We start from the raw sequence: 20,121 nt of genomic DNA on the forward strand, positions 1-20,121 counted from the left end.
TCCCAAGCAATGGTCTTCCGCAATACCTTATGGCTTCCGGCAGGCCGAAGGAGGAGCAATCCCGTGGCAGACCGCAAACCCCCGCTCACCGTCGAGGAGCTCCGTGCCCTCGTCGCGAGCGGCGAGATCGACACCGTCGTCCTGGCCTTCCCCGACATGCAGGGGCGGCTCCAGGGCAAGCGGTTCGCCGCCCCGTTCTTCCTGGACGAGGTCCTCGGCCACGGCACCGAGGGGTGCAACTATCTCCTGGCCGTCGACACCGAGATGAACACCGTCGACGGCTTCGAGATGTCCTCCTGGGACCGCGGCTACGGCGACTTCGCGATGCACCCCGACCTCACCACCCTCCGCCGGCTCCCCTGGAACGAGGCCACCGCCATGGTGACGGCGGACCTCGCGTGGGGCGACGGCACCCCCGTCGTCGCGGCGCCCCGCCAGATCCTCCGGCGCCAGCTGGAGCGTCTCGCGGAGCACGGCTTCACCGCCCACGTCGGCACCGAGCTCGAGTTCATCGTCTTCAAGGACAGCTACGAGCAGGCCTGGGACGCGAACTACCGCGGCCTCACCCCCGCCAACCAGTACAACATCGACTACTCCGTCCTCGGCACCGGACGCATCGAACCCCTCCTGCGCCGCATCCGCAACGAGATGACCGGCGCCGGACTCACCGTCGAGTCCGCCAAGGGCGAGTGCAACCCCGGCCAGCACGAGATCGCCTTCAAGTACGACGAGGCCCTCGTCACCTGCGACGGACACGCCGTCTACAAGACGGGCGCCAAGGAGATCGCCGCCCAGGAGGGCTACTCGCTCACCTTCATGGCGAAGTACAACGAGCGCGAGGGCAACTCCTGCCACATCCACCTCTCCCTTCAGGATGCCGAAGGGACGAACGTGATGGCCGGGGACGACGCCCACGGCATGTCCGCGACCATGCGACACTTCCTCGCCGGACAGCTCGCCGCCCTCCGTGACTTCTCCCTCCTCTACGCCCCCAACATCAACTCCTACAAGCGGTTCCAGCCCGGCTCCTTCGCGCCCACCGCCGTCGCCTGGGGCCACGACAACCGCACGTGCTCGCTCCGGGTCGTCGGCCACGGCCGCTCCACCCGCTTCGAGAACCGCCTCCCGGGCGGCGACGTCAATCCGTACCTGGCCGTCGCGGGCCTGGTCGCCGCCGGTCTGTACGGCATCGAGCAGAAGCTCGAACTCCCCGAGCCCTGCACCGGGAACGCCTACACCGCCGAGTACGCGCACGTGCCCACCACCCTGCGCGAGGCCGCCGAACTCTGGGAGACCAGCGAGATCGCCAAGGCCGCCTTCGGGGACGAGGTGGTCGCCCACTACCGCAACATGGCCCGCGTCGAACTCGACGCCTTCGACGCGGCCGTGACGGACTGGGAGCTGCGCCGCTCCTTCGAACGCCACTGACGCGAACGCCGTCGACACGAACACCGCCGAGAGGAACGAGTTGCTCCAGGTACTGAACCCGGCGACCGAGGAGACGGTCGCCACCGTCCCCGCAGCCACCCCGGCCGACGTGGACGCCGCCGTCGCACGGGCCGCCGCCGCCCAGCGCGGCTGGGCCGCCGCCGCGCCCGCCGACCGCGCCCGGCTGCTGCGCCGCTTCGCCGCCGTCGTCGACGACCACGTCGAGGAACTGGCACGCCTCGAAGTCACCGAGGCGGGCCACACCATCGGCAACGCCCGCTGGGAGGCCGGCAACGTCCGCGACCTCCTCGACTTCTCCGCCGGGGGAGTGGAGCGCCTCAACGGGCGCCAGATCCCGGTGGCCGGCGGCCTGGACATCACGATCCTCGAACCGCTCGGGGTCGTCGGCGTCATCGCCCCCTGGAACTTCCCCATGCCGATCGCCGCCTGGGCGACCGCGCCCGCCCTCGCCGCCGGCAACGCCGTCCTCCTCAAGCCCGCCGAGACCACCCCCCTCACCGCGCTCCGGCTCGCCGAACTCGCCCTGGAGGCGGGCCTGCCCGAAGGCCTCTTCCAGGTCCTCCCCGGCACCGGCCCGGTCGCGGGCGACGCCCTCGTCGGACACCCCGGCGTCGCCAAGATCGTCTTCACGGGTTCCACCAGGGTCGGCAAGTCGATCATGGCGAAGTGTGCCGGCCAGGTGAAGCGGGTCACCCTCGAACTCGGCGGCAAGAGCCCCAACATCGTGTTCGCCGACGCGGACCTCGAAGCCGCCGCCGCGGCCGCGCCCATGTCCTTCCTCGACAACAGCGGCCAGGACTGCTGCGCCCGAACGCGCATCCTCGTCCAGCGGAGCGCGTACGACCGCTTCATGGAGCTGCTCACCCCCGCGATCGAGGAGATCGTCGTCGGCGACCCCGCCGACGAGCGCACCCAGATGGGTCCGCTCATCTCCCGCGCCCAGCTCGACCGCGTCCGCTCCTACGTGCCGGACGACCTCCCCGGAATCCGCGGCAAGGCTCCCGAGGGCCCCGGCTTCTGGTTCCCGCCGACCGTCCTCACCGGCGTCTCCGAGGACGCCCCCTGCGCCGTCGAGGAGGTCTTCGGGCCCGTCGCCGTCGTCCTCCCCTTCGAGGACGAGGCCGACGCGATCCGCCTCGCCAACGCCACCGAGTACGGCCTGTCCGGCTCGATCTGGACCCGGGACGTCGGCCGCGCGCTGCGCGCCTCGCGCGCCGTCCGGGCCGGCAACCTCTCCGTCAACTCCCACTCCAGCGTCCGCTACTGGACTCCGTTCGGCGGCTACCAGCAGTCCGGCCTCGGCCGCGAACTCGGCCCCGACGCACTGACCGCCTTCACCGAAACCAAGAACGTCTTCATCAGCACGGAGGCCTGAGCAGACATGACCAGCACCAGCACCAGCACCGAAGAGATCGTCTGCCGCCGGCTCGTCGGCCGCACCGCCGTCATCACCGGAGCCGGCAGCGGGATCGGCCTCGCCACCGCCCGCCGCCTCGCCTCCGAGGGCGCCAACGTCGTCTGCGGCGACATCGACGAGACCGCCGGCAAGGCCGCCGCCGAGGAGGTCGGCGGAACCTTCGTCAAGGTCGACGTCACCGACCCCGAGCAGGTCGAGGCGCTGTTCAAGACCGCCTTCGACACCTACGGCTCCGTCGACATCGCCTTCAACAACGCCGGCATCTCGCCGCCCGACGACGACTCCATCCTGGAGACCGGTCTCGAGGCCTGGAAGCGCGTCCAGGACGTCAACCTCACCTCGGTCTACCTGTGCTGCAAGGCCGCCCTGCCGTACATGCGCCGCCAGGGCAAGGGCTCCATCATCAACACCGCCTCCTTCGTCGCGATCATGGGCGCGGCCACCAGCCAGATCTCGTACACCGCCTCCAAGGGCGGCGTGCTCGCGATGTCCCGCGAGCTGGGCGTGCAGTTCGCCCGCGAGGGCATCCGCGTCAACGCCCTGTGCCCCGGACCGGTGAACACCCCACTCCTCCAGGAGCTGTTCGCCAAGGACCCCGAGCGGGCCGCGCGCCGCCTGGTCCACATCCCGGTCGGCCGCTTCGCCGAGGCCGAGGAGATCGCGGCGGCGGTCGCCTTCCTCGCGAGCGACGACTCGTCCTTCGTCAACGCCAGCGACTTCCTGGTCGACGGAGGCATCGCGGGCGCGTACGTGACGCCCCTCTAGACCGCCGCCACACCCCCCACACCCCCCACATCCCCACCCGGCAGCCGGGCGTCGCAAGGCGCCCGGCTGCTTGGTGTCCGGGAGCCCGGACAGCCCGGACAGCCCGGACAGCCCGAGCAGCCCCGACGGCCAGACAGTCCCGACAGTCCCGACAGGAGCGTGATCATGAACCACCGACTCCGCACGTCCGCGGCCACCGCGGCCCTCGCCCTCGCCGCGACCACCCTCGTCTCCGGCGCCCGGACCGCCGAGGCAGCGCCGAGCGCGTGCCCGACCCTGCGGATCTCCGACGGCTGGTACGGAGAGAACAAGGCGCGCATCGACCGACTGATCGCGGACCACTGCCAGGACAAGGGAGCCAAGGGAGGGAAGCCCGTCGCGGTCTTCGACTGGGACAACACCGTCATCAAGAACGACGTCGGCGACGCCACCTTCCACTGGCTGCTCCGCAACGACCGTGTGCGCCCGCCCCGGCAGGGTGACTGGTCCACCACCAGCCGCCATCTCACCCCGGAGGCGGCCACCGCCCTCGGCGAGGCCTGTCCCACCGGAGTACGCGTCCTGCCCACGGCCACCGACACCCGCTGCGCCGACGAGCTCCTCTCCGTCTACGCCTCGGGCGCCACCACGACCGGGAAGACCGCCTTCGAAGGCCACGACCGCCGTCGGATGGAGCCCCAGTACGCCTGGCTCGCCCAGCTCCTGCACGGCTGGACCACCCGCCAGGTCGAGTCGTTCGCCGCCGCCGCCCGCGCCGAGAACCTCGCCGCCCCGCAGGGCGCCACCCAGCTCGTCGGCACCACCCGGGTCACCGGCTGGGTCCGCTACTACCCGCAGCAGCGCGACCTGGTCCGCACCCTGCGGGACGCCGGCTTCGACGTCTGGATCGTCTCCGCCTCGCCCGAACCCGTCGTCGACGTCTGGGCGAAGGGCGTCGGCGTCGCACCTTCCCACGCCATCGGCATCCGCAACACCACCGACCGCGGCCGGCTCACCGCGCACCTCAAGGGCTGCGGGTCGGTACGGGACGGCGAAGACACGATGATCACCTACATCGACGGCAAGCGCTGCTGGATCAACCAGGAGATCTTCGGAGTCCGGGGCCCCGCCGCCGAGCGTGTGCAGCCCGCCTCCCGGCGCCAGGTGTTCGCCGCGGGCGACTCCGACACGGACGTCTCGTTCCTGCGGGACGCCACCGGCCTGCGGCTGGTCCTCAACCGCAACAAGAACGAACTCATGTGCCGGGCGTACGAGAACGGCGACGGCCGCTGGATCGTCAACCCCATGTTCATCGAGCCGAAGCAGCGGAAGGCCACCCCGTACCCCTGCGCGAGCACCGGCTACACGGCGGGCGACGGCACGGCGGAGCCGGTCCGGCGGTCCGACGGAAGCATGATCCCGGACCAGCCGGACAAGGTCTTCTGAAGGCCCCCGGAGGGCCGAAGGGCCCAGAGCGAGGAGGCTTCGGAGGAAAGGCTTCGGAGGAAAGGCTTCGGAGGAAAGGCTTCGGAGGAAAGGCGTCAGAGGGAAGGCCTAGAGGAAGGTCCGGCCCTCGCCCCGGTACGTGGGCACGGCGGCGGTGATCCGATCCCCCTCGATCAGCTGCAGACTCGCGAACCGCTCACACAGCTCGCCCGCCTTCGCATGCCGGAACCACACCTTGTCGCCGATCCGCAGATCGTCGGCGGGCGAGCCGATCAGCGGGGTCTGCACCTCGCCCGGACCCTCCTGGGGGTCGTACGCGAGCCCCTCGGGCAGATACGGCACGGGCAGCCGGTCGGGCCCCGCAGCCCCGGACGCCGGATAGCCGCCGCCGAGCACGGTCACCACCCCGACCCCCGGCCGGCGGACGACGGGCTGCGCGAAGAGAGCCGCGGGCCGGCCGCTGAACGAGGTGTAGTTGTCGAAGAGCCGCGGCACGAAGAGCCCCGAACCCGCGGCGATCTCCGTCACCGCGTCCTCGGCGGCCGTGTGCTGGACGCTGCCGGTGCCGCCGCCGTTCACGAACTCCAGGTCCGGCGCCACGGCCCGTACGGCACGCACCACGGCCGCCCTGCGCTCGGCCAGCTCCCGGCGGGCCGCCGCCTGCATGAGCCGGATCACCCGCGACCGCAGCGGCCGGCCCGCGAGGGAGTCCCCGACACCCGCGACATGCCCCTCGTACGCCATGATCCCGACCAGCCGGAACCCGGGGCGCCGCACCACCGATCGGGCCAGCTCCGCGAGTTGCGCGGGCTCGCGCAGCGGGGAGCGACGGGCGCCGACTCGGATCCGGCCGCCGAGGAGGCTGAGCGCCGTGTCCAGCTCCAGACAGACCCGGACCTCCTCCGTCCCGCCCGCGCGGGAAGCGTCGATCAGATCCAGCTGCGCCACGTCGTCGACCATCACCGTCACCGCGGCGGCCAGCTTCGGATCACGCGCCAGCTCACCGAACCCGGTGCGGTCCGCCGACGGATAGGCGAGGAGGACGTCATCGAACCCGGCACGGGCCAGCCACAGCGACTCGTCGAGCGTGAACGACATGATCCCGGCGAAGCCCTCCCGCGCCAGCACCCGCTCCAGGAGCGCCCGGCACCGCACGGACTTGCTCGCGACCCGGACGGGCTTGCCGCCGGCCCGGCGCACGAGGTCGTCCGCGTTGGCGTCGAAGGCCTCCAGATCGACGATCGCCACGGGCGCGTCGAGATGAGCGGTGGCCCGGTCGTATCGGGCCCGGTCGGCGGCACGGGGAGTCATGGCCCGAGCTTGCCAGACAGGTTTACGGGTGGGTAGCCCCTGGGTTCCCGTACCAGGGGGAACAGCCCGTAGAGTGACGGGCATTGTCGACACGAGCGGGGGGACGGGGATGACCGGCGAACAGCGCCCCGGCACGACCTCCCGCATCACGGACGCCCTCCTCCGACCGGACCCGGCACCGGCCCCGTCCGAGATGGAGATGACGACGCGGCTGCGGCCGATCAGGCCGGGGGACACGCCGCCGACGCCGGGAGCCGGATCGGTGGCCGCGACGGCCCCGGCGGCCCTCCCGAGGCCGGCTGAGCGCGCTCCCCGCCCGGCGACCGGGTCGACGGCCTCGACGGCCGGGACCCCGCCCCGCCCCACGACCGCGCCGACTGCTCCGTCAAGCCCGCCCGGGCGTACGGCTCCAAGCCGCCCCGCATCTGCGACGTCCGGCCCGGCAGCCCCTCCCGCGGGCACGTCCCCGCGTCCGGGTTCGACCGCTCCGGCGTCCGGTCCGGCAGCCTCACCCCCGTCCGGGTCCCGTCCGGTGCCCCCTCCGGCGACTCCGCCGCGGGCGAACTCGGCGGCTTCGCAGCCGATGCCTCCGGCGACGGGTTCCGCGCCCCCGTCCGCCGCTGCGCCCCGCCCGACGACCGGCCCCGTGGGTTCGGCAGAGGCGACACCGCCCCGCCCGACGAGCGCCCCGGCGACACCCTCCCGCCCGGCGGTTCCTCCGGCTTCGCCGGTCTCCGCCGTGACCTCCGCCTCCGCCACGGGTTCGACGGCGGCCCCTCCGAGCCGGCCGATGCCCGGGCCCGTCGCTCCGGCGCCCGGCACCCCCTGGCAGACCGCGCCCGCCACCCCTCCGCGGCCGGGCACAGGCACCACCGCCCCCGGGTCGCAGCCCGCGCCGACGGCCCCCGCGCCCGCCCGGCCGACGCCCCGCCGGACGAACCCCGCGCCCGCCGCATCAGGCCCCGCTCCGGTCGCCACCGCGTACACGGGCGCCTCCGGCACCGCAGGTCCGCTCCCGCACGCCGTGCCCCACCACGCCCGGCCCCACGCCACCCCGTTCGGCCACCTCCAGGGCCACGGCACCCACCGGGCCGCCACCGCCGCGCTGCCGCCCGAGACCCCCGCCGAGACCACCACGCGGCTCCGGCCCGTGCGCGAGCGGCGGACGGGGCGGGCCATCGCCGTCGGCGTCTGCGCCGTGCTGGGGATCGGGCTCATCGGCGGGGCCCTCGCCGGCGTGTGGCTGGCCGCCGCCGAGCCCGGGGAGCCCGCCGAACCCGCCGGGTACACCCAGGCCAAGGACCTCTGGCACAACGCCCCCGTCGACACCCTCTTCCCCCGCACCCTCGCGGGGCCCGCCGCGGGACCGGGCGGCGCCGCCCGTACCTGGACCCGGATCGTCGTCGCCCCCGACGCCGCGTGCTCGCCGGCCGTCCTGGCCAAGGGCCTGCTCGCCACCCTCCAGCCGCTCGGCTGCGAGCGCGTCCTGCGCGCCACGTACACCGACGCCACCGCCAGCAGCGTGATCACCGTCGGTCTCGTCTTCACCCGTGCCGAGGCCGCCACGCAGCGAACCCTCGGCCAGGGCCTCACCACCCGCCTCGGCCAGGACGTCCCGCCGGCGCTCTCCGGCCCCGGCACCGTCGCAGCCCGCTTCGGCGCGCAGCAGCGGGCCGGGTGGTGGCTGAACGCCCCCACCGACCTGCCCGTCGTCGTCACCGCCGTCTCCGGCTTCGCCGACGGCCGTGCCGTCGACGCCCCGCAGCCCGCCGACCGCGCCATGACCGCGGGCCGTACCGACGCCACCGCGCAGTCCGGCCTCGGCCACGAGGCCAAGAACATCACCCTCCGCTTCGAGCAGCTGCTGCGCACGGCCGTCGCCCCGCCGGAGAAGGACAAGCGGAAGGACGCCCGGTGACCCGCCTCCGTACCCCCGCGGCCGTCCTCCTCGCCACCGCCTTCGCCGTCCTCCCCGCCACCACCACACCCGCGTACGCCGACACCATCAGGGCCCGGCAGTGGGGCCTCCAGGCCCTCCACACGACGGAGGCCTGGCGGACCACCAAGGGCGAGGGCATCACCGTCGCCGTCCTCGACACCGGCGTCGACGCCCAGCATCCCGACCTCGAGGGTTCGGTCCTCACCGGCCGCGACCTCGTCGGCTTCGGCGCCTCCCGGGGCGACCGCGCCTGGGCCCGGCACGGCACGGCCATGGCCGGGATCATCGCCGGGCACGGCCACGGCCCCGACGGCGGCGACGGCGTCCTCGGCATCGCCCCCGACGCCAGGATCCTGCCCGTCCGGGTCATCCTCGAAGGCACCGACAAGTCCCGCGACAAGGCCCGCAAGACCCGGGGAACCGCGCTGGCCGAAGGCATCCGGTGGGCCGCCGACCACGGCGCCGACGTCATCAACATGTCCCTGGGCGACGACTCCAAGTCCGCCCACCCGGACGCCGGGGAGGACGCCGCCGTCCAGTACGCGCTCGCGAAGGGCGTCTCCGTCGTCGCCTCCGCCGGCAACGGCGGCGAGAAGGGCGACCACATCTCGTACCCCGCCGCCTACCCCGGCGTCATCGCCGTCACCGCGGTCGACCGCTACGGCACCCACGCCTCCTTCTCCACCCGCCGCTGGTACGCCACCGTCAGCGCCCCCGGTGTCGACATCGCCATCGCCGACCCCGACCGCCGCTACTACGAGGGCTGGGGAACGAGCGCCGCCGCCGCGTTCGCCTCCGGAGCCGTCGCCCTCGTCCGCTCCGCGCACCCCGACCTCACCCCGGCCCAGGTCAAGCGGCTCCTCATCGACACCGCCCGCAGCCGCCCCCAGGGCGGCCGCAGCGACGCCAAGGGGTACGGAACGGTCGACCCGGCCGCCGCGATCGAGGCCGGCGCGAAGCTCAAGGGCGGTGACCCCAAGGCCACGGCCACCGGCTACCAGGGCCGCTACTTCGGCCCCGGACCGCTCCCCGCCCCCGAGGAGAGCAGCCCCATCGGCCTGCTCGCCCCGCTCACCGGCGGCCTCGGCGCCCTGCTCCTCCTCACCGCCGTCATCCTCCGCCGCGCCCACCGCTCGTAGGGGGTGTCGTGCCGATCGGGCCGGGCTCGCCCTGATCGACGAGACACCCCCTGGGAGCCCGGCGGACCGGTCGCCCCCGCCCGGCGGTTAGGCTCGGTGCGTGGCGCTCAAGAACATTCCGGACCCCGGTTTCTCCGACGACGACGGCACGGCCGACCCGCGGCTCGCCGCGGCCCTCGCGGCCTGGGCGGAGGACAGAACCGCCCACGGCCCCGTCCTCGACGCGCTGAGGGAGGCCCGGCTGCTCGTCCCCGTCGTCGCCGTCCTCGGCGAGGTCGAGACCGACGAGAACGGCCTGCGGCGCGAGAAGACCAGCGACATGGCGGTCCCCACGCTGACGGCCGGCGACCGGCGTGCCCTGCCCGCGTTCACCTCGATCGCCTCGCTCGCCCTGTGGGACCCGGAGGCCCGGCCCGTCGCCGTCCCGCTCCACCAGGCGCTCCAGGCCGCCGCGCACGAGAAGGCCGACACGGTCGTCCTCGACCTCGCGGGCCCGGTGCCGTACCAGCTGACCGGCCCGGCCCTGCTCGCCCTCGCCGAGGGCCGCACCAGCGCCGACCCGCTCGACGACCCCGCCGTACGGGAAGCGGTACGGGCCGCCGTCGCCGCCGAGCCCGCGGTGCTCCGCGCCCACCTGGGACCCGGCGCCGCCGACGGCACCCTCGCCCTGGTCCTCGCCGAGGGCGGCTCCCCGGCGGAGGCCGCCCAGCGCGTGGCCCGCGCCCTGGCCGCCGACGAAACACTGAGGGCCCGCCTGGTGCGGGGCCTCGACCTGGCACTCCTGCCGGCCTCGGCCACGCCTCCGGGCGAGCCCTTCTACGTCAAGCGGTAAGCGACGAGGGCTAGCCGTACACCGGCCCGGTGTACTTCTCGCCCGGGCCCTGGCCCGGCTCGTCCGGGATCAGGGACGCCTCGCGGAAGGCGAGCTGGAGGGACTTCAGACCGTCCCGCAGGGGAGCCGCGTGGAAGGACGAGACCTCCGTCGCGCCGGCGTCGAGCAGGCCCGCGAGCGCGTGCACCAGCTTGCGGGCCTCGTCGAGGTCCTTGTACTTGTCGCCCTCCTCGGTGAGCCCGAGCTTCACCGCGGCGGCGCTCATCAGGTTGACGGCGACGGTCACGATCACCTCGACCGCGGGGACCTCCGCGATGTCGCGGGTCATGGCGTCGAAGTCGGGGGAATCGGCGGTGTCGGGGGAGTCCGGGGACTCGTTCTGGGGCGTCTCGCTCATGCCTCATACGATATGCCGGTCCTCGGTTAGCGGAGACCGCCGGGTCCTGCTAACCTTGTGTAACGACCGGCCGGACACGTGTGTGCCCGGCCCACAAGTGGAGGCTCCCGTACTCCCACCTGACCACCCTCGCGGGTGGCGGGTCACCGGTCAGGTGGCGCCCATCGTTCCGTACGGACGATGGAGCCGCCCGATGTGCGCCCCGCGGTTGAACGCGGCGGTGCTCCGGTATTTCTGTGGAGCCCCGCCTGTGTCCCGTCCGGGGCATTTTTCATGTACCGGCTCGGTTGGTCTCACAGAAACAGACATGCGCGTCCGTCCGCCAGGCGGTCGCGTGGTGCTACCGAGGAGGATCCATCAGCGCCGAGCCCCGCATCAACGACAGGATTCGCGTTCCCGAGGTGCGACTTGTCGGACCCAGCGGCGAGCAGGTCGGGATTGTTCCGCTTGCCAAGGCCCTGGAGCTCGCACAGGAGTACGACCTCGACCTGGTCGAGGTCGCGGCGAACGCCCGTCCGCCCGTGTGCAAGCTCATGGACTACGGGAAGTTCAAGTACGAGTCGGCCATGAAGGCCCGTGAGGCGCGCAAGAACCAGGCGCACACGGTCATCAAGGAGATGAAGCTCCGGCCGAAGATCGACCCGCACGACTACGACACCAAGAAGGGTCACGTCGTCCGGTTCCTCAAGCAGGGTGACAAGGTCAAGATCACGATCATGTTCCGTGGTCGTGAGCAGTCCCGTCCCGAGCTTGGTTTCCGGCTGCTGCAGCGGCTGGCGTCGGACGTCGAGGAGCTTGGCTTCATCGAGTCCAACCCGAAGCAGGACGGCCGGAACATGATCATGGTTCTCGGCCCGCACAAGAAGAAGACCGAGGCCATGGCCGAGGCGCGTGAGGCCCAGGCCGCACGCAAGGCCGAGCGCCAGGGCGTCACCTCCGAGGAGACGTCCGAGGCTCCGGCCGCCGAGACCGAGGCTGCTGAGGCTCCGGTCGTCGAGGCCGAGGCGGAAGCCCCGGCCGAGAACCCCGAGGCGTGACCCGCGGGGCTGCCAACCAGGCAGCCCCGGGCCCCGCCCGGAACCACCAAACGAAGAATTGACGCTCCCGGATCTCCGGTGCCCGCACCGGTGGGGAGCGCCACTGACGAGGAGATACGGCGCGATGCCGAAGAACAAGACGCACTCCGGTGCCAAGAAGCGCTTCAAGGTCACCGGCACCGGCAAGATCCTGCGCGAGCGCGCCGGCAAGCGCCACCTGCTCGAGCACAAGTCGTCCAAGCTGACGCGTCGCCTCACCGGCAACGCCGAGATGGCCCCGGGTGACGCCGCCAAGATCAAGAAGATGCTGGGCATCTGAGTTTGATCTCCCGCTCTCGGCGACGAGAGCTTCCGGCCAAGACCGGGAACCATCCGTTTTTCGGGTCGTGTGAGGACCACCACGACCCCGCTACAAGGAGTTAACAAGTGGCACGCGTCAAGCGGGCAGTCAACGCCCACAAGAAGCGCCGGGCGATCCTCGAGGCGGCCTCCGGCTACCGCGGTCAGCGCTCGCGCCTGTACCGCAAGGCCAAGGAGCAGGTCACCCACTCGCTGGTCTACAACTACAACGACCGCAAGAAGCGCAAGGGCGACTTCCGTCAGCTGTGGATCCAGCGCATCAACGCGGCTGCCCGTCTGAACGGCATGACGTACAACCGCCTCATCCAGGGTCTGAAGGCCGCCAACATCGAGGTGGACCGCAAGATCCTCGCCGAGCTGGCCGTCAACGACGCCAACGCGTTCGCCGCGCTGGTCGAGGTCGCGCAGAAGGCTCTGCCGGCCGACGTCAACGCCCCGAAGGCCGCCGCCTGATCTTCCAGGCCGCAGTACCTCTGCCCGGACCCGCAGGCGCGCACGCGTCTGCGGGTCCGGGTGCGTCTGCCCCCTGAAGGGTGTTCGGTGGAGGGGGCCGCCCAGGCCCGCAGCGCCACCGACCCCGGGCCCCGAGACCGGACCCCGAAGGTCACGACCGGTCACCGGAGCCCCGGACCCCGAAGCCCCGGATCCCGAAGCCACCCGGCACCGAAGAGAGAACCGCCGCACCTCATGGTCACCCCCGAGCTGATCTCCCCGCGTTCCCCGCGCGTCGTCGCCGCCCGGCGGCTCGCCAAGCGCAACTTCCGGGGCAAGGACCGCCTCTTCATCGCCGAGGGCCCGCAGGCCGTCCGTGAGGCGGTCGAGCACCGCGGCTCCACCGGAGAGCCCACGCTCGTCGAGCTCTTCACCACCGTCGAGGCCGCCGAGCGCTACAGCGCCATCATCGAGGCCGCTCTCGCCGCCGGGGCACGCGTCCACCACGCCTCCGACGCCGTCCTCGCCGAGGTCTCCCAGACCGTCACCCCGCAGGGGCTCGTCGGTGTCTGCCGGTTCCTCGACTCGCCGTTCGAGGAGATTGTCGCGGCCCGCCCCAAGCTGGTCGCCGTCCTCGCCCACGTACGTGATCCCGGCAACGCCGGCACGGTACTGCGCTGCGCCGACGCCGCCGGCGCCGACGCGGTCGTCCTCACCGACGCCTCCGTCGACCTGTACAACCCCAAGTCCGTCCGGGCCTCGGTCGGTTCGCTCTTCCACCTGCCGGTCGCCGTCGGTGTCCCCGTCGAGCAGGCCGTCGCCGGGCTGAAGAGCGCGGGCGTACGGATCCTCGCCGCGGACGGGGCCGGTCAGGACGACCTCGACGCCGAGCTGGACGCCGGCACCATGGGCGGGCCCACCGCCTGGATCTTCGGCAACGAGGCCTGGGGGCTGCCCGAGGAGACCCGGGCCCTCGCCGACGCCGTCGTCCGCGTCCCGATCCACGGCAAGGCCGAGAGCCTCAACCTCGCGACGGCCGCCGCGGTCTGCCTGTACGCCTCCGCCCGCGCGCAGCGGCCCCGAACCTCCGCCTGAGGGGTCCATTCCGCCCTCCCCGCCCAGTAGAGTGACGCACTCGGGGGCCCACTGCGCTACACGGAGGGGTGGGGAACGGGGATGACGGTCGGCACGGACAGTCCCGCACAGGCACGGAGCGCCGAGCCGCACGCCCAGGAGCCGCCGGGCGAGGAGCCCGCGCCGGACGCCCGGGACCAGGCCGGCCCCGCCGGGTTCGCCGGTGTGCTTCCCGACGACCTGCCCGACGGACTCGTCGTCGCCGACGAGACCGGCCGGGTCGTCACCTTCAACACCGCCGCCAGCCGCATCACCGCCGTCCCCGGCGACAAGGCCCTCGGCCTCCCCCTCGACCAGGCGCTGCCGCTCGAAGACCTCAAGGGACGCCGCTGGTGGGCCCTGACCGACCCGTACGGCGGCCTCGCCACCCGCCGCGGCCAGCCCGAGCGCAATCTGCTGCTCCCCGGAGGCCGAGAGGTCCTCGTCTCCGCCCGGTACATCCGCGAGCACCCCACCGGACCGGTCCGCCGGGTCGTGATCTGTCTGCGCGGCACCGAGGCGCGCCGCCGCACCGAGCGCAGCCACGCCGAGCTCATCGCCACGGTCGCCCACGAACTGCGCTCCCCGCTGACCTCCGTCAAGGGCTTCACCGCCACCCTCCTCACCAAGTGGGAGCGGTTCAACGACGATCAGAAGCGGCTCATGCTGGAGACCGTCGACGCCGACGCGGGCCGCATCAAGCGGCTCATCGCCGAACTCCTCGACATCTCCCGGATCGATTCCGGCCGGCTCGAAGTGCGGCGCCAGCCCGTGGACATCGCCGCCGCCATCGGCCGGCACGTCCACGTGCACACCACCGGCGGCCAGTCGCCGGACCGGTTCTTCGTCCGGATCATGCCCGGACTGCCCGCGCTCTGGGCCGACCCCGACAAGATCGACCAGATCCTCGGGAACCTCCTCGAAAATGCGGTGCGCCACGGCGAGGGAACGGTCACCATCGAGGTGGCACCCGCCAGGAAGTGCGCCGACGGAGAAGAGGGGACGGAGGTCACCGTGAGCGACGAGGGCCCCGGCATCCCCGAGGAGTCGATGAGCCGCGTCTTCACCCGCTTCTGGCGGGGCAGCAAGCGCGGCGGCACCGGGCTCGGCCTCTACATCGTCAAGGGCGTCGTCGAGGCCCACGGCGGAACCATCACCGTCGGCAGGGCCCCCCGGGGCGGGGCCGAGTTCCGATTTATGCTGCCCGTCGGCACCCCGGCCCATCTCGCCTGACGAGATCCAGCACGAAGTCCGACCGGATCGGACAGGATCGGACGAGATCGAAAGCCGCCCGGGCCGCCCACGGGCTCATTCGCATCCCCCCACCCCGTTAGACTCGTCCTTTGGCACGTTTGCGCCCTTGACGTCGAGCGGGGCCGCCCAGCCAAGCCAACGGAAGCACGGGAAGAGATGTCCGCACCCAATAAGTCGTACGACCCGGTTGAGGTCGAGGCACTGAAACCGGAAGAGATCGAGCGCATGCGGGACGAGGCGCTCGCCGCCTTCGCCGCCGCGGGCGACCTCGACGCGCTCGCGCACGCGAAGACGGCGCACACCGGCGGCACCTCGCCGCTGGCGCTCGCCAACCGGGAGATCGGTGCCCTGCCCCCGCAGGCCAAGGCCGCCGCCGGAAAGCTCGTGGGCCAGGCCCGCGGCATCGTCTCCAAGGCGCTCGCCGCCCGCCAGACGGAGCTGGAGGCCGAGCGCGACGCGCGCGTCCTCGTCGAGGAGGCCGTCGACGTCACCCTGCCGTACGACCGCGTCCCGGCCGGTGCCCGCCACCCGCTGACCACGCTCATGGAGCGCGTCTCCGACGTGTTCGTCTCCATGGGGTACGAGGTCGCCGAGGGGCCCGAGGTCGAGGCGGAGTGGTTCAACTTCGACGCCCTCAACTTCGTACCGGACCACCCGGCGCGCCAGATGCAGGACACCTTCTTCGTCGAGGGGCCGGAAGGCACCACGGGCGACGAGTCCGGTGTCGTGCTGCGCACCCACACCTCGCCGGTCCAGGCCCGCACGCTCATCGACCGGGAGCCCCCGGTCTACGTCGTGTGCCCCGGCCGCGTCTACCGCACCGACGAGCTCGACGCCACGCACACCCCGGTCTTCCACCAGATCGAGCTGCTCGCCGTCGACGAGGGCCTGACCATGGCCGACCTCAAGGGCACCCTGGACCACATGGTCCAGGCGCTCTTCGGCCCGGACATGAAGACCCGGCTGCGTCCGAACTTCTTCCCCTTCACCGAGCCGTCCGCCGAGATGGACATGCTCTGCTACGTCTGCCGCGGCGAGTCCGTCGGCAACCCGGACCGTCCCTGCCGCACCTGCGGCAGTGAGGGCTGGATCGAGCTGGGCGGCTGCGGCATGGTCAACCCGAAGGTGCTCGTCGCCTGCGGTGTGGACCCCGAGAAGTACAGCGGATTCGCCTTCGGGTTCGGCATCGAGCGGATGCTGATGTTCCGCCACAACGTCGACGACATGCGAAACATGGTCGAGGGTGACGTCCGGTTCACCCGGCCGTTCGGGATGGAGATCTGATGCGGGTCCCGCTTTCTTGGCTGCGGGAGTACGTCGACCTGCCGGCGACGGAGACCGGCCGCGACGTCCAGGCCAAGCTCATTTCGGCAGGCCTCGAGGTCGAGACCGTCGAGCAGCTCGGCGCCGGCCTGACCGGCCCGCTGGTGGTCGGCAAGGTCCTCACCATCGAGGAGCTGACGGAGTTCAAGAAGCCCATCCGCTTCTGCACCGTCGACGTCGGCCAGGCCAACGGCACCGGCGAGCCCCAGGAGATCATCTGTGGCGCCCGGAACTTCGCCGCCGGCGACAAGGTCGTCGTGGCCCTGCCCGGCGCCGTGCTCCCCGGTGACTTCCGGATCGCCGAGCGCAAGACGTACGGCCGGGTCTCCCGGGGCATGATCTGCTCCGGCGACGAGCTCGGCATGGGCGACGACGGCACCCACGGCATCATCGTGCTGCCGCCGGAGCTCGAGATCGGCATCGACGCCACCAAGCTCCTGGAGCTGTACGACGAGGTCCTCGACATCGCCGTCACCCCGGACCGCGGCTACTGCCTCTCGATGCGCGGCGTCGCCCGCGAGACCGCCATCGCGTACGGCCTGCCGCTGCGCGACCCGGCGCTGCTCGACGTGCCCGCGCCCAACTCGTACGGCTACCCGGTCCGGGTCACCGACCCGATCGGCTGCGACCGCTTCACCGCGCGCACCGTCGTCGGTCTGCAGCCCGAGGCCCGGTCCCCGATCTGGCTGCGCCGCCGCCTCCAGAAGGCCGGCATGCGTCCGATCTCGCTCGCGGTCGACGTCACGAACTACGTGATGCTCGAGCTCGGCCAGCCGCTGCACGCCTACGACCGGAGCCGGCTCGACGGCCCTGTCGGAGTGCGCCGCGCCGAGGCCGGCGAGAAGATCACCACGCTCGACGGCACCGTCCGCGTCCTGGACGCGGCGGACCTGGTCATCACCGACGACCGCGGTCCGATCGGCATCGCCGGTGTCATGGGCGGCGCCAACACGGAGATCGCCGACCCGGAGACGGACCCGGAGACCGGGGTCGTCACCGGCACCTCCGAGATCGTCATCGAGGCCGCGCACTTCGACGCGATCTCGATCGCCCGCACGGCGCGCCGCCACAAGCTGGCCTCCGAGGCGTCCAAGCGCTTCGAGCGCGGTGTCGACCCGCAGGCCGCGGCCGCCGCGGCCCAGCGCTGCGTCGACCTGCTCGTGCTGCTCGCGGGCGGTACGGCCGAGGCCGGCGTCACCGAGATCAGTGCCCCGTCCGCGCCGCGCACGATCACCATGCCGGCGAACCACCCGGACAAGGTCGCGGGCGTCGGCTACGGCCGCGAGACCGTCGTCCGCCGCCTCCAGGAGGTCGGCTGCGACGTCTACGGCCAGGACGAGCTCGTCGTCACCGTGCCGACGTGGCGCCCCGACCTCAACGAGCCGAACGACCTCGCCGAAGAGGTCATCCGGCTGGAGGGCTACGAGAACCTGCCCTCCACGCTGCCGAAGCCGCCGGCCGGCCGCGGGCTCACCGAGCGCCAGCGCGTCCACCGCCGCGTGGGCCGCGCCCTGGCCGGCGCCGGCTACGTCGAGGCGCTGAACTACCCGTTCATCGGGGAGCAGGCCCTCGACAACCTCGGCCTCGACGCGGACGACGCCCGGCGTCGGCTCGTGAAGCTGGTCAACCCGCTCTCGGACGAGGAGCCCGCGCTCCGTACGACGCTGCTGCCGGGCCTGCTCGGCGCGCTGCGCCGGAACGACAGCCGCGGCAGCCACGACCTGGCGCTCTTCGAGACCGGTCTGGTCTTCCGGCCGGAGGGACAGCCGGGCGTCGCCGTCCGGCTGCCCGTCGACCGCCGTCCCACCGACGAGGAGATCGCCTCGGTCAACGCCGTGCTGCCCGCGCAGCCGCGCCGCGCCGCCGTCGTCCTCGCCGGTGCGCGCGAGCAGGCCGGCTGGTGGGGCAAGGGCCGTCCGTCCGACTGGGCGGACGCGGTCGAGGCCGGCCGGACCGTGGCCGCCGAGGCGGGGGTCGAGCTGATCATCAGCGCCGACCAGCACGCCCCGTGGCACCCGGGCCGCTGCGCCGCCTTCCACGTCGAGGTGGACGGCGAGAAGGTCCTCGTCGGCCACGCCGGCGAGCTCCACCCGCGCGTGGTCAAGGCCTTCGGCCTGCCGGCCCGCACCTGCGCGATGGAGATCGACCTGGACCGCCTGGAGAAGGCGAACGAGGGCCCGGTGAAGGCTCCTCGGATCTCCTCCTTCCCGGTCGCCACCCAGGACGTCGCCCTGGTCGTCGCGGGCGGCGTCCCGGCCGCCGAGGTCGAGGCCGCCCTCACCGAGGGCGCGGGTGAACTCCTGGAGTCCATCCGGCTGTTCGACGTCTACACCGGCGACCAGCTCGGCGAGGGCACCAAGTCCCTGGCGTACGCGCTGAAGTTCCGCGCCCCGGACCGCACGCTCACGGTCGAAGAGGCCACCGCGGCCCGCGACGCGGCGGTCGCCCTGGCGTCCGAACGCACGGGCGCGGTGCTGCGCGGCGCCTGAGCGCCGTAGCACCGGACCACGAGGAGGGCCGCCCCGGGATTCCCCGGTGCGGCCCTCCGGCGTGTGCGGTCTCCGAAGTGTCGTACGTGGATTCGGTGTTCGTTCAGGCGTGTGCGTGGCGGAGGCCTGGCGGAGGACGGCGCGCCGTGGGTGCTCACTCCTTCGGGTGAGATCGTCGGGGGGTGTTCCCCGGTGGGCCGTGCGGTCGGCAGAATCGACGCGGCCGCAGGGGCGGACCTGTGGGCCGCAGGGCCTTCGGGCGCTGTCGGGGCTCGGGAAGGGCCGTGCATGATCCGTACGAGGTCGTTGGTCTCCGATGGCTCCCGGCTCCGCCGGCTGGCCCCGCTCGCTCTTCCCACCGCATGGGGTGCGGTGGCCGTGGCGTGGAAGTTCGGCTGCCCGCTGGCCCGGCAGCCCGGGCTGCCGATGAGGATCGCCACCAGTGTCGTCTTCCTGACCGTCGGCATCGGGCTCGTGCTCGGGCTGCGGCGCGGGCTCGCCCGGGAGCTGGCGCTGGTGCGGGCCGTCGCCGTCGCCACCCAACAGGTGCTGCTGCGTCCGCCGCCCGCCCGTCTCGACGGACTCGCCCTTGCCGCAGGGCAGTTGTCCGCCTCCCGGGGCGCGTGCGTCGGCGGGGATCTGTACGAGGCGGTGGCCACCCCGTACGGGGTGCGGATCGTCATCGGGGACGTACGGGGTCATGGTCTCGCGGCACTGGGCGCCGTGGTCGCCGTGCTCGGGAGCTTTCGTGAGGCCGCGCATGACGAGGCCGAGCTCGGCGGGGTGCTGCGGCGGCTTGAGCGGGCCCTGGAGCGGCATCTTCGGGAGCGGGCCCGGGACGAGCACCCGGCGCGGACCGGGACGGCGCCCGAGCATCCGGCGGCGGAGGAGTTCGTGACCCTGCTGCTCCTGGAGGTCCGGTCCGACGGACGGCTCTCCGTGCTCAACTGCGGCCACCCCGGCCCGTATCGCCTCGGGCGCACGGTGGAGCGGCTTCCCGTCGGCGACCCGCTGCCCCCGCTCGGGGTCCTGCCGCTGCCGGCCGCCCTCGCGCCGTACACCGCGGCCCGGTTGAGGCCCGGCGAGACGCTCGTCCTGTACACCGACGGCGCCGAGGAGGCCCGTGACCATCGGGGCCGGTTCTTCGCGCTCGACACCGTGCTCGCCGGGATGTGCGGCGTGGCGCCCGAGGCGCTCGTCCGCGAGGTCCACACCGCCCTGCTGCATCACACGGGCGGGCGGCTCACCGACGACGTCGCCCTGCTCGTCGTACGCAACGACCGGGTCCGGGTGCCGGCGCAGCCCGCCGAACCCGGGCTGCGCCGCCCCCGGCCCGCCCCCTCCTCCCACTGTTGAGAGGAGGGGGCCGGGACCGGTGTCGCCCGCCCCGCCACGGAGTGTCGGGCAGATCAGCGGAGCGGGCGACACGGACCGGGCGG

Annotated in this window: 17 protein-coding genes; 15 read left to right on the plus strand and 2 right to left on the minus strand. The window is 72.9% G+C overall.

Going from position 1 to position 20,121, the window contains the following annotated elements; translation table 11 throughout:
- The first annotated feature begins 63 nt into the window (after window positions 1–63).
- From IF00_RS0108855 to IF00_RS0108870, 4 genes are all read left to right on the plus strand, one after another.
- Entirely contained in the window at window positions 64–1,428 is a 1,365-nt protein-coding gene (locus IF00_RS0108855; RefSeq protein ID WP_030316067.1) for a glutamine synthetase family protein, read from the plus strand.
- A gap of 40 nt (window positions 1,429–1,468) precedes the next feature.
- The gene (locus IF00_RS0108860) at window positions 1,469–2,824 is read left to right on the plus strand and encodes an aldehyde dehydrogenase family protein (RefSeq protein ID WP_030316068.1); all 1,356 of its coding nucleotides are present in this window, start codon (window positions 1,469–1,471) and stop codon (window positions 2,822–2,824) included.
- A gap of 6 nt (window positions 2,825–2,830) precedes the next feature.
- Entirely contained in the window at window positions 2,831–3,631 is an 801-nt protein-coding gene (locus tag IF00_RS0108865; RefSeq protein ID WP_030316070.1) for a 3-oxoacyl-ACP reductase, read from the plus strand.
- 165 nt (window positions 3,632–3,796) lie between these two features.
- Complete coding sequence (locus IF00_RS0108870; RefSeq protein WP_030316073.1) at window positions 3,797–5,056, plus strand: HAD family hydrolase; 1,260 nt, start codon at window positions 3,797–3,799, stop codon at window positions 5,054–5,056.
- A 108-nt stretch (window positions 5,057–5,164) separates the two neighbouring features.
- Here IF00_RS0108870 and IF00_RS0108875 read toward each other — a convergent pair whose 3' ends face one another.
- Window positions 5,165–6,367 carry an amino acid deaminase/aldolase gene (locus IF00_RS0108875; protein ID WP_030316074.1) on the minus strand — a complete coding sequence of 401 codons (1,203 nt, stop codon included), beginning with the start codon at window positions 6,365–6,367 and terminating at the stop codon, window positions 5,165–5,167.
- A 790-nt stretch (window positions 6,368–7,157) separates the two neighbouring features.
- On the opposite strand from IF00_RS0108875, the gene IF00_RS0108880 reads away from it, so the two are divergent.
- The 3 genes from IF00_RS0108880 (at window position 7,158) to IF00_RS0108890 (ending at window position 10,277) form a co-directional block, all read left to right on the plus strand.
- Window positions 7,158–8,285, plus strand: a complete 1,128-nt coding sequence (locus tag IF00_RS0108880; RefSeq protein ID WP_030316076.1) for a hypothetical protein — start codon at window positions 7,158–7,160, stop codon at window positions 8,283–8,285.
- Window positions 8,282–9,445 carry a type VII secretion-associated serine protease mycosin gene (mycP, locus tag IF00_RS0108885; RefSeq protein WP_030316079.1) on the plus strand — a complete coding sequence of 388 codons (1,164 nt, stop codon included), beginning with the start codon at window positions 8,282–8,284 and terminating at the stop codon, window positions 9,443–9,445. The genes IF00_RS0108880 and mycP overlap by 4 nt, the downstream gene beginning before the upstream one ends.
- A 100-nt stretch (window positions 9,446–9,545) precedes the next feature.
- Entirely contained in the window at window positions 9,546–10,277 is a 732-nt protein-coding gene (locus IF00_RS0108890; protein ID WP_030316081.1) for an SseB family protein, read from the plus strand.
- A 10-nt stretch (window positions 10,278–10,287) separates the two neighbouring features.
- Here IF00_RS0108890 and IF00_RS0108895 read toward each other — a convergent pair whose 3' ends face one another.
- The gene (locus IF00_RS0108895) at window positions 10,288–10,674 is read right to left on the minus strand and encodes a DUF1844 domain-containing protein (RefSeq protein WP_030316083.1); all 387 of its coding nucleotides are present in this window, start codon (window positions 10,672–10,674) and stop codon (window positions 10,288–10,290) included.
- Window positions 10,675–10,961: 287 nt separating this feature from the next.
- On the opposite strand from IF00_RS0108895, the gene infC reads away from it, so the two are divergent.
- The 8 genes from infC (at window position 10,962) to IF00_RS0108935 (ending at window position 20,038) form a co-directional block, all read left to right on the plus strand.
- The gene (gene infC / locus IF00_RS0108900) at window positions 10,962–11,711 is read left to right on the plus strand and encodes a translation initiation factor IF-3 (RefSeq protein WP_078944590.1); all 750 of its coding nucleotides are present in this window, start codon (window positions 10,962–10,964) and stop codon (window positions 11,709–11,711) included.
- A 124-nt stretch (window positions 11,712–11,835) separates the two neighbouring features.
- On the plus strand, window positions 11,836–12,030 hold the full coding sequence (gene rpmI, locus IF00_RS0108905; RefSeq protein ID WP_030316087.1) for a 50S ribosomal protein L35: 195 nt from the start codon (window positions 11,836–11,838) through the stop codon (window positions 12,028–12,030).
- A gap of 107 nt (window positions 12,031–12,137) precedes the next feature.
- Window positions 12,138–12,524: a 50S ribosomal protein L20 gene (rplT, locus tag IF00_RS0108910; RefSeq protein WP_015032398.1), complete on the plus strand. Its 387-nt coding sequence runs from the start codon at window positions 12,138–12,140 to the stop codon at window positions 12,522–12,524.
- 234 nt (window positions 12,525–12,758) lie between these two features.
- Window positions 12,759–13,598, plus strand: a complete 840-nt coding sequence (locus IF00_RS0108915; protein WP_030316091.1) for a TrmH family RNA methyltransferase — start codon at window positions 12,759–12,761, stop codon at window positions 13,596–13,598.
- A gap of 81 nt (window positions 13,599–13,679) precedes the next feature.
- Window positions 13,680–14,849: a sensor histidine kinase gene (locus IF00_RS0108920; RefSeq protein ID WP_030316092.1), complete on the plus strand. Its 1,170-nt coding sequence runs from the start codon at window positions 13,680–13,682 to the stop codon at window positions 14,847–14,849.
- A 177-nt stretch (window positions 14,850–15,026) separates the two neighbouring features.
- Entirely contained in the window at window positions 15,027–16,154 is a 1,128-nt protein-coding gene (pheS, locus tag IF00_RS0108925; protein ID WP_030316093.1) for a phenylalanine--tRNA ligase subunit alpha, read from the plus strand.
- Window positions 16,154–18,682 carry a phenylalanine--tRNA ligase subunit beta gene (gene pheT / locus IF00_RS0108930; protein WP_030316095.1) on the plus strand — a complete coding sequence of 843 codons (2,529 nt, stop codon included), beginning with the start codon at window positions 16,154–16,156 and terminating at the stop codon, window positions 18,680–18,682. The genes pheS and pheT overlap by 1 nt, the downstream gene beginning before the upstream one ends.
- Before the next feature lie 288 nt (window positions 18,683–18,970).
- A complete protein-coding gene (locus IF00_RS0108935) occupies window positions 18,971–20,038 on the plus strand; it encodes a PP2C family protein-serine/threonine phosphatase (RefSeq protein ID WP_030316097.1) in 1,068 nt (355 codons plus the stop codon).
- Window positions 20,039–20,121: the final 83 nt, after the last annotated feature.

Origin of the sequence: Streptomyces flavochromogenes (genome assembly GCF_000717595.1) — a bacterium.
In the GTDB taxonomy this organism is placed as follows: Bacteria; Actinomycetota; Actinomycetes; order Streptomycetales; family Streptomycetaceae; genus Streptomyces; species Streptomyces flavochromogenes.

Bases quoted from the DNA above. Each gene is read 5' to 3' on its own strand.
- IF00_RS0108895 (WP_030316083.1), bottom strand. From the start codon at position 10,674: ATGAGCGAGACGCCCCAGAACGAGTCCCCGGACTCCCCCGACACCGCC.
- IF00_RS0108935 (WP_030316097.1), top strand. From the start codon at position 18,971: ATGATCCGTACGAGGTCGTTGGTCTCCGATGGCTCCCGGCTCCGCCGG.
- pheT (WP_030316095.1), top strand. From the start codon at position 16,154: ATGCGGGTCCCGCTTTCTTGGCTGCGGGAGTACGTCGACCTGCCGGCG.
- IF00_RS0108870 (WP_030316073.1), top strand. From the start codon at position 3,797: ATGAACCACCGACTCCGCACGTCCGCGGCCACCGCGGCCCTCGCCCTC.
- IF00_RS0108875 (WP_030316074.1), bottom strand. From the start codon at position 6,367: ATGACTCCCCGTGCCGCCGACCGGGCCCGATACGACCGGGCCACCGCT.
- rpmI (WP_030316087.1), top strand. From the start codon at position 11,836: ATGCCGAAGAACAAGACGCACTCCGGTGCCAAGAAGCGCTTCAAGGTC.
- IF00_RS0108880 (WP_030316076.1), top strand. From the start codon at position 7,158: ATGCCCGGGCCCGTCGCTCCGGCGCCCGGCACCCCCTGGCAGACCGCG.
- IF00_RS0108915 (WP_030316091.1), top strand. From the start codon at position 12,759: ATGGTCACCCCCGAGCTGATCTCCCCGCGTTCCCCGCGCGTCGTCGCC.
- pheS (WP_030316093.1), top strand. From the start codon at position 15,027: ATGTCCGCACCCAATAAGTCGTACGACCCGGTTGAGGTCGAGGCACTG.
- IF00_RS0108865 (WP_030316070.1), top strand. From the start codon at position 2,831: ATGACCAGCACCAGCACCAGCACCGAAGAGATCGTCTGCCGCCGGCTC.
- IF00_RS0108920 (WP_030316092.1), top strand. From the start codon at position 13,680: ATGACGGTCGGCACGGACAGTCCCGCACAGGCACGGAGCGCCGAGCCG.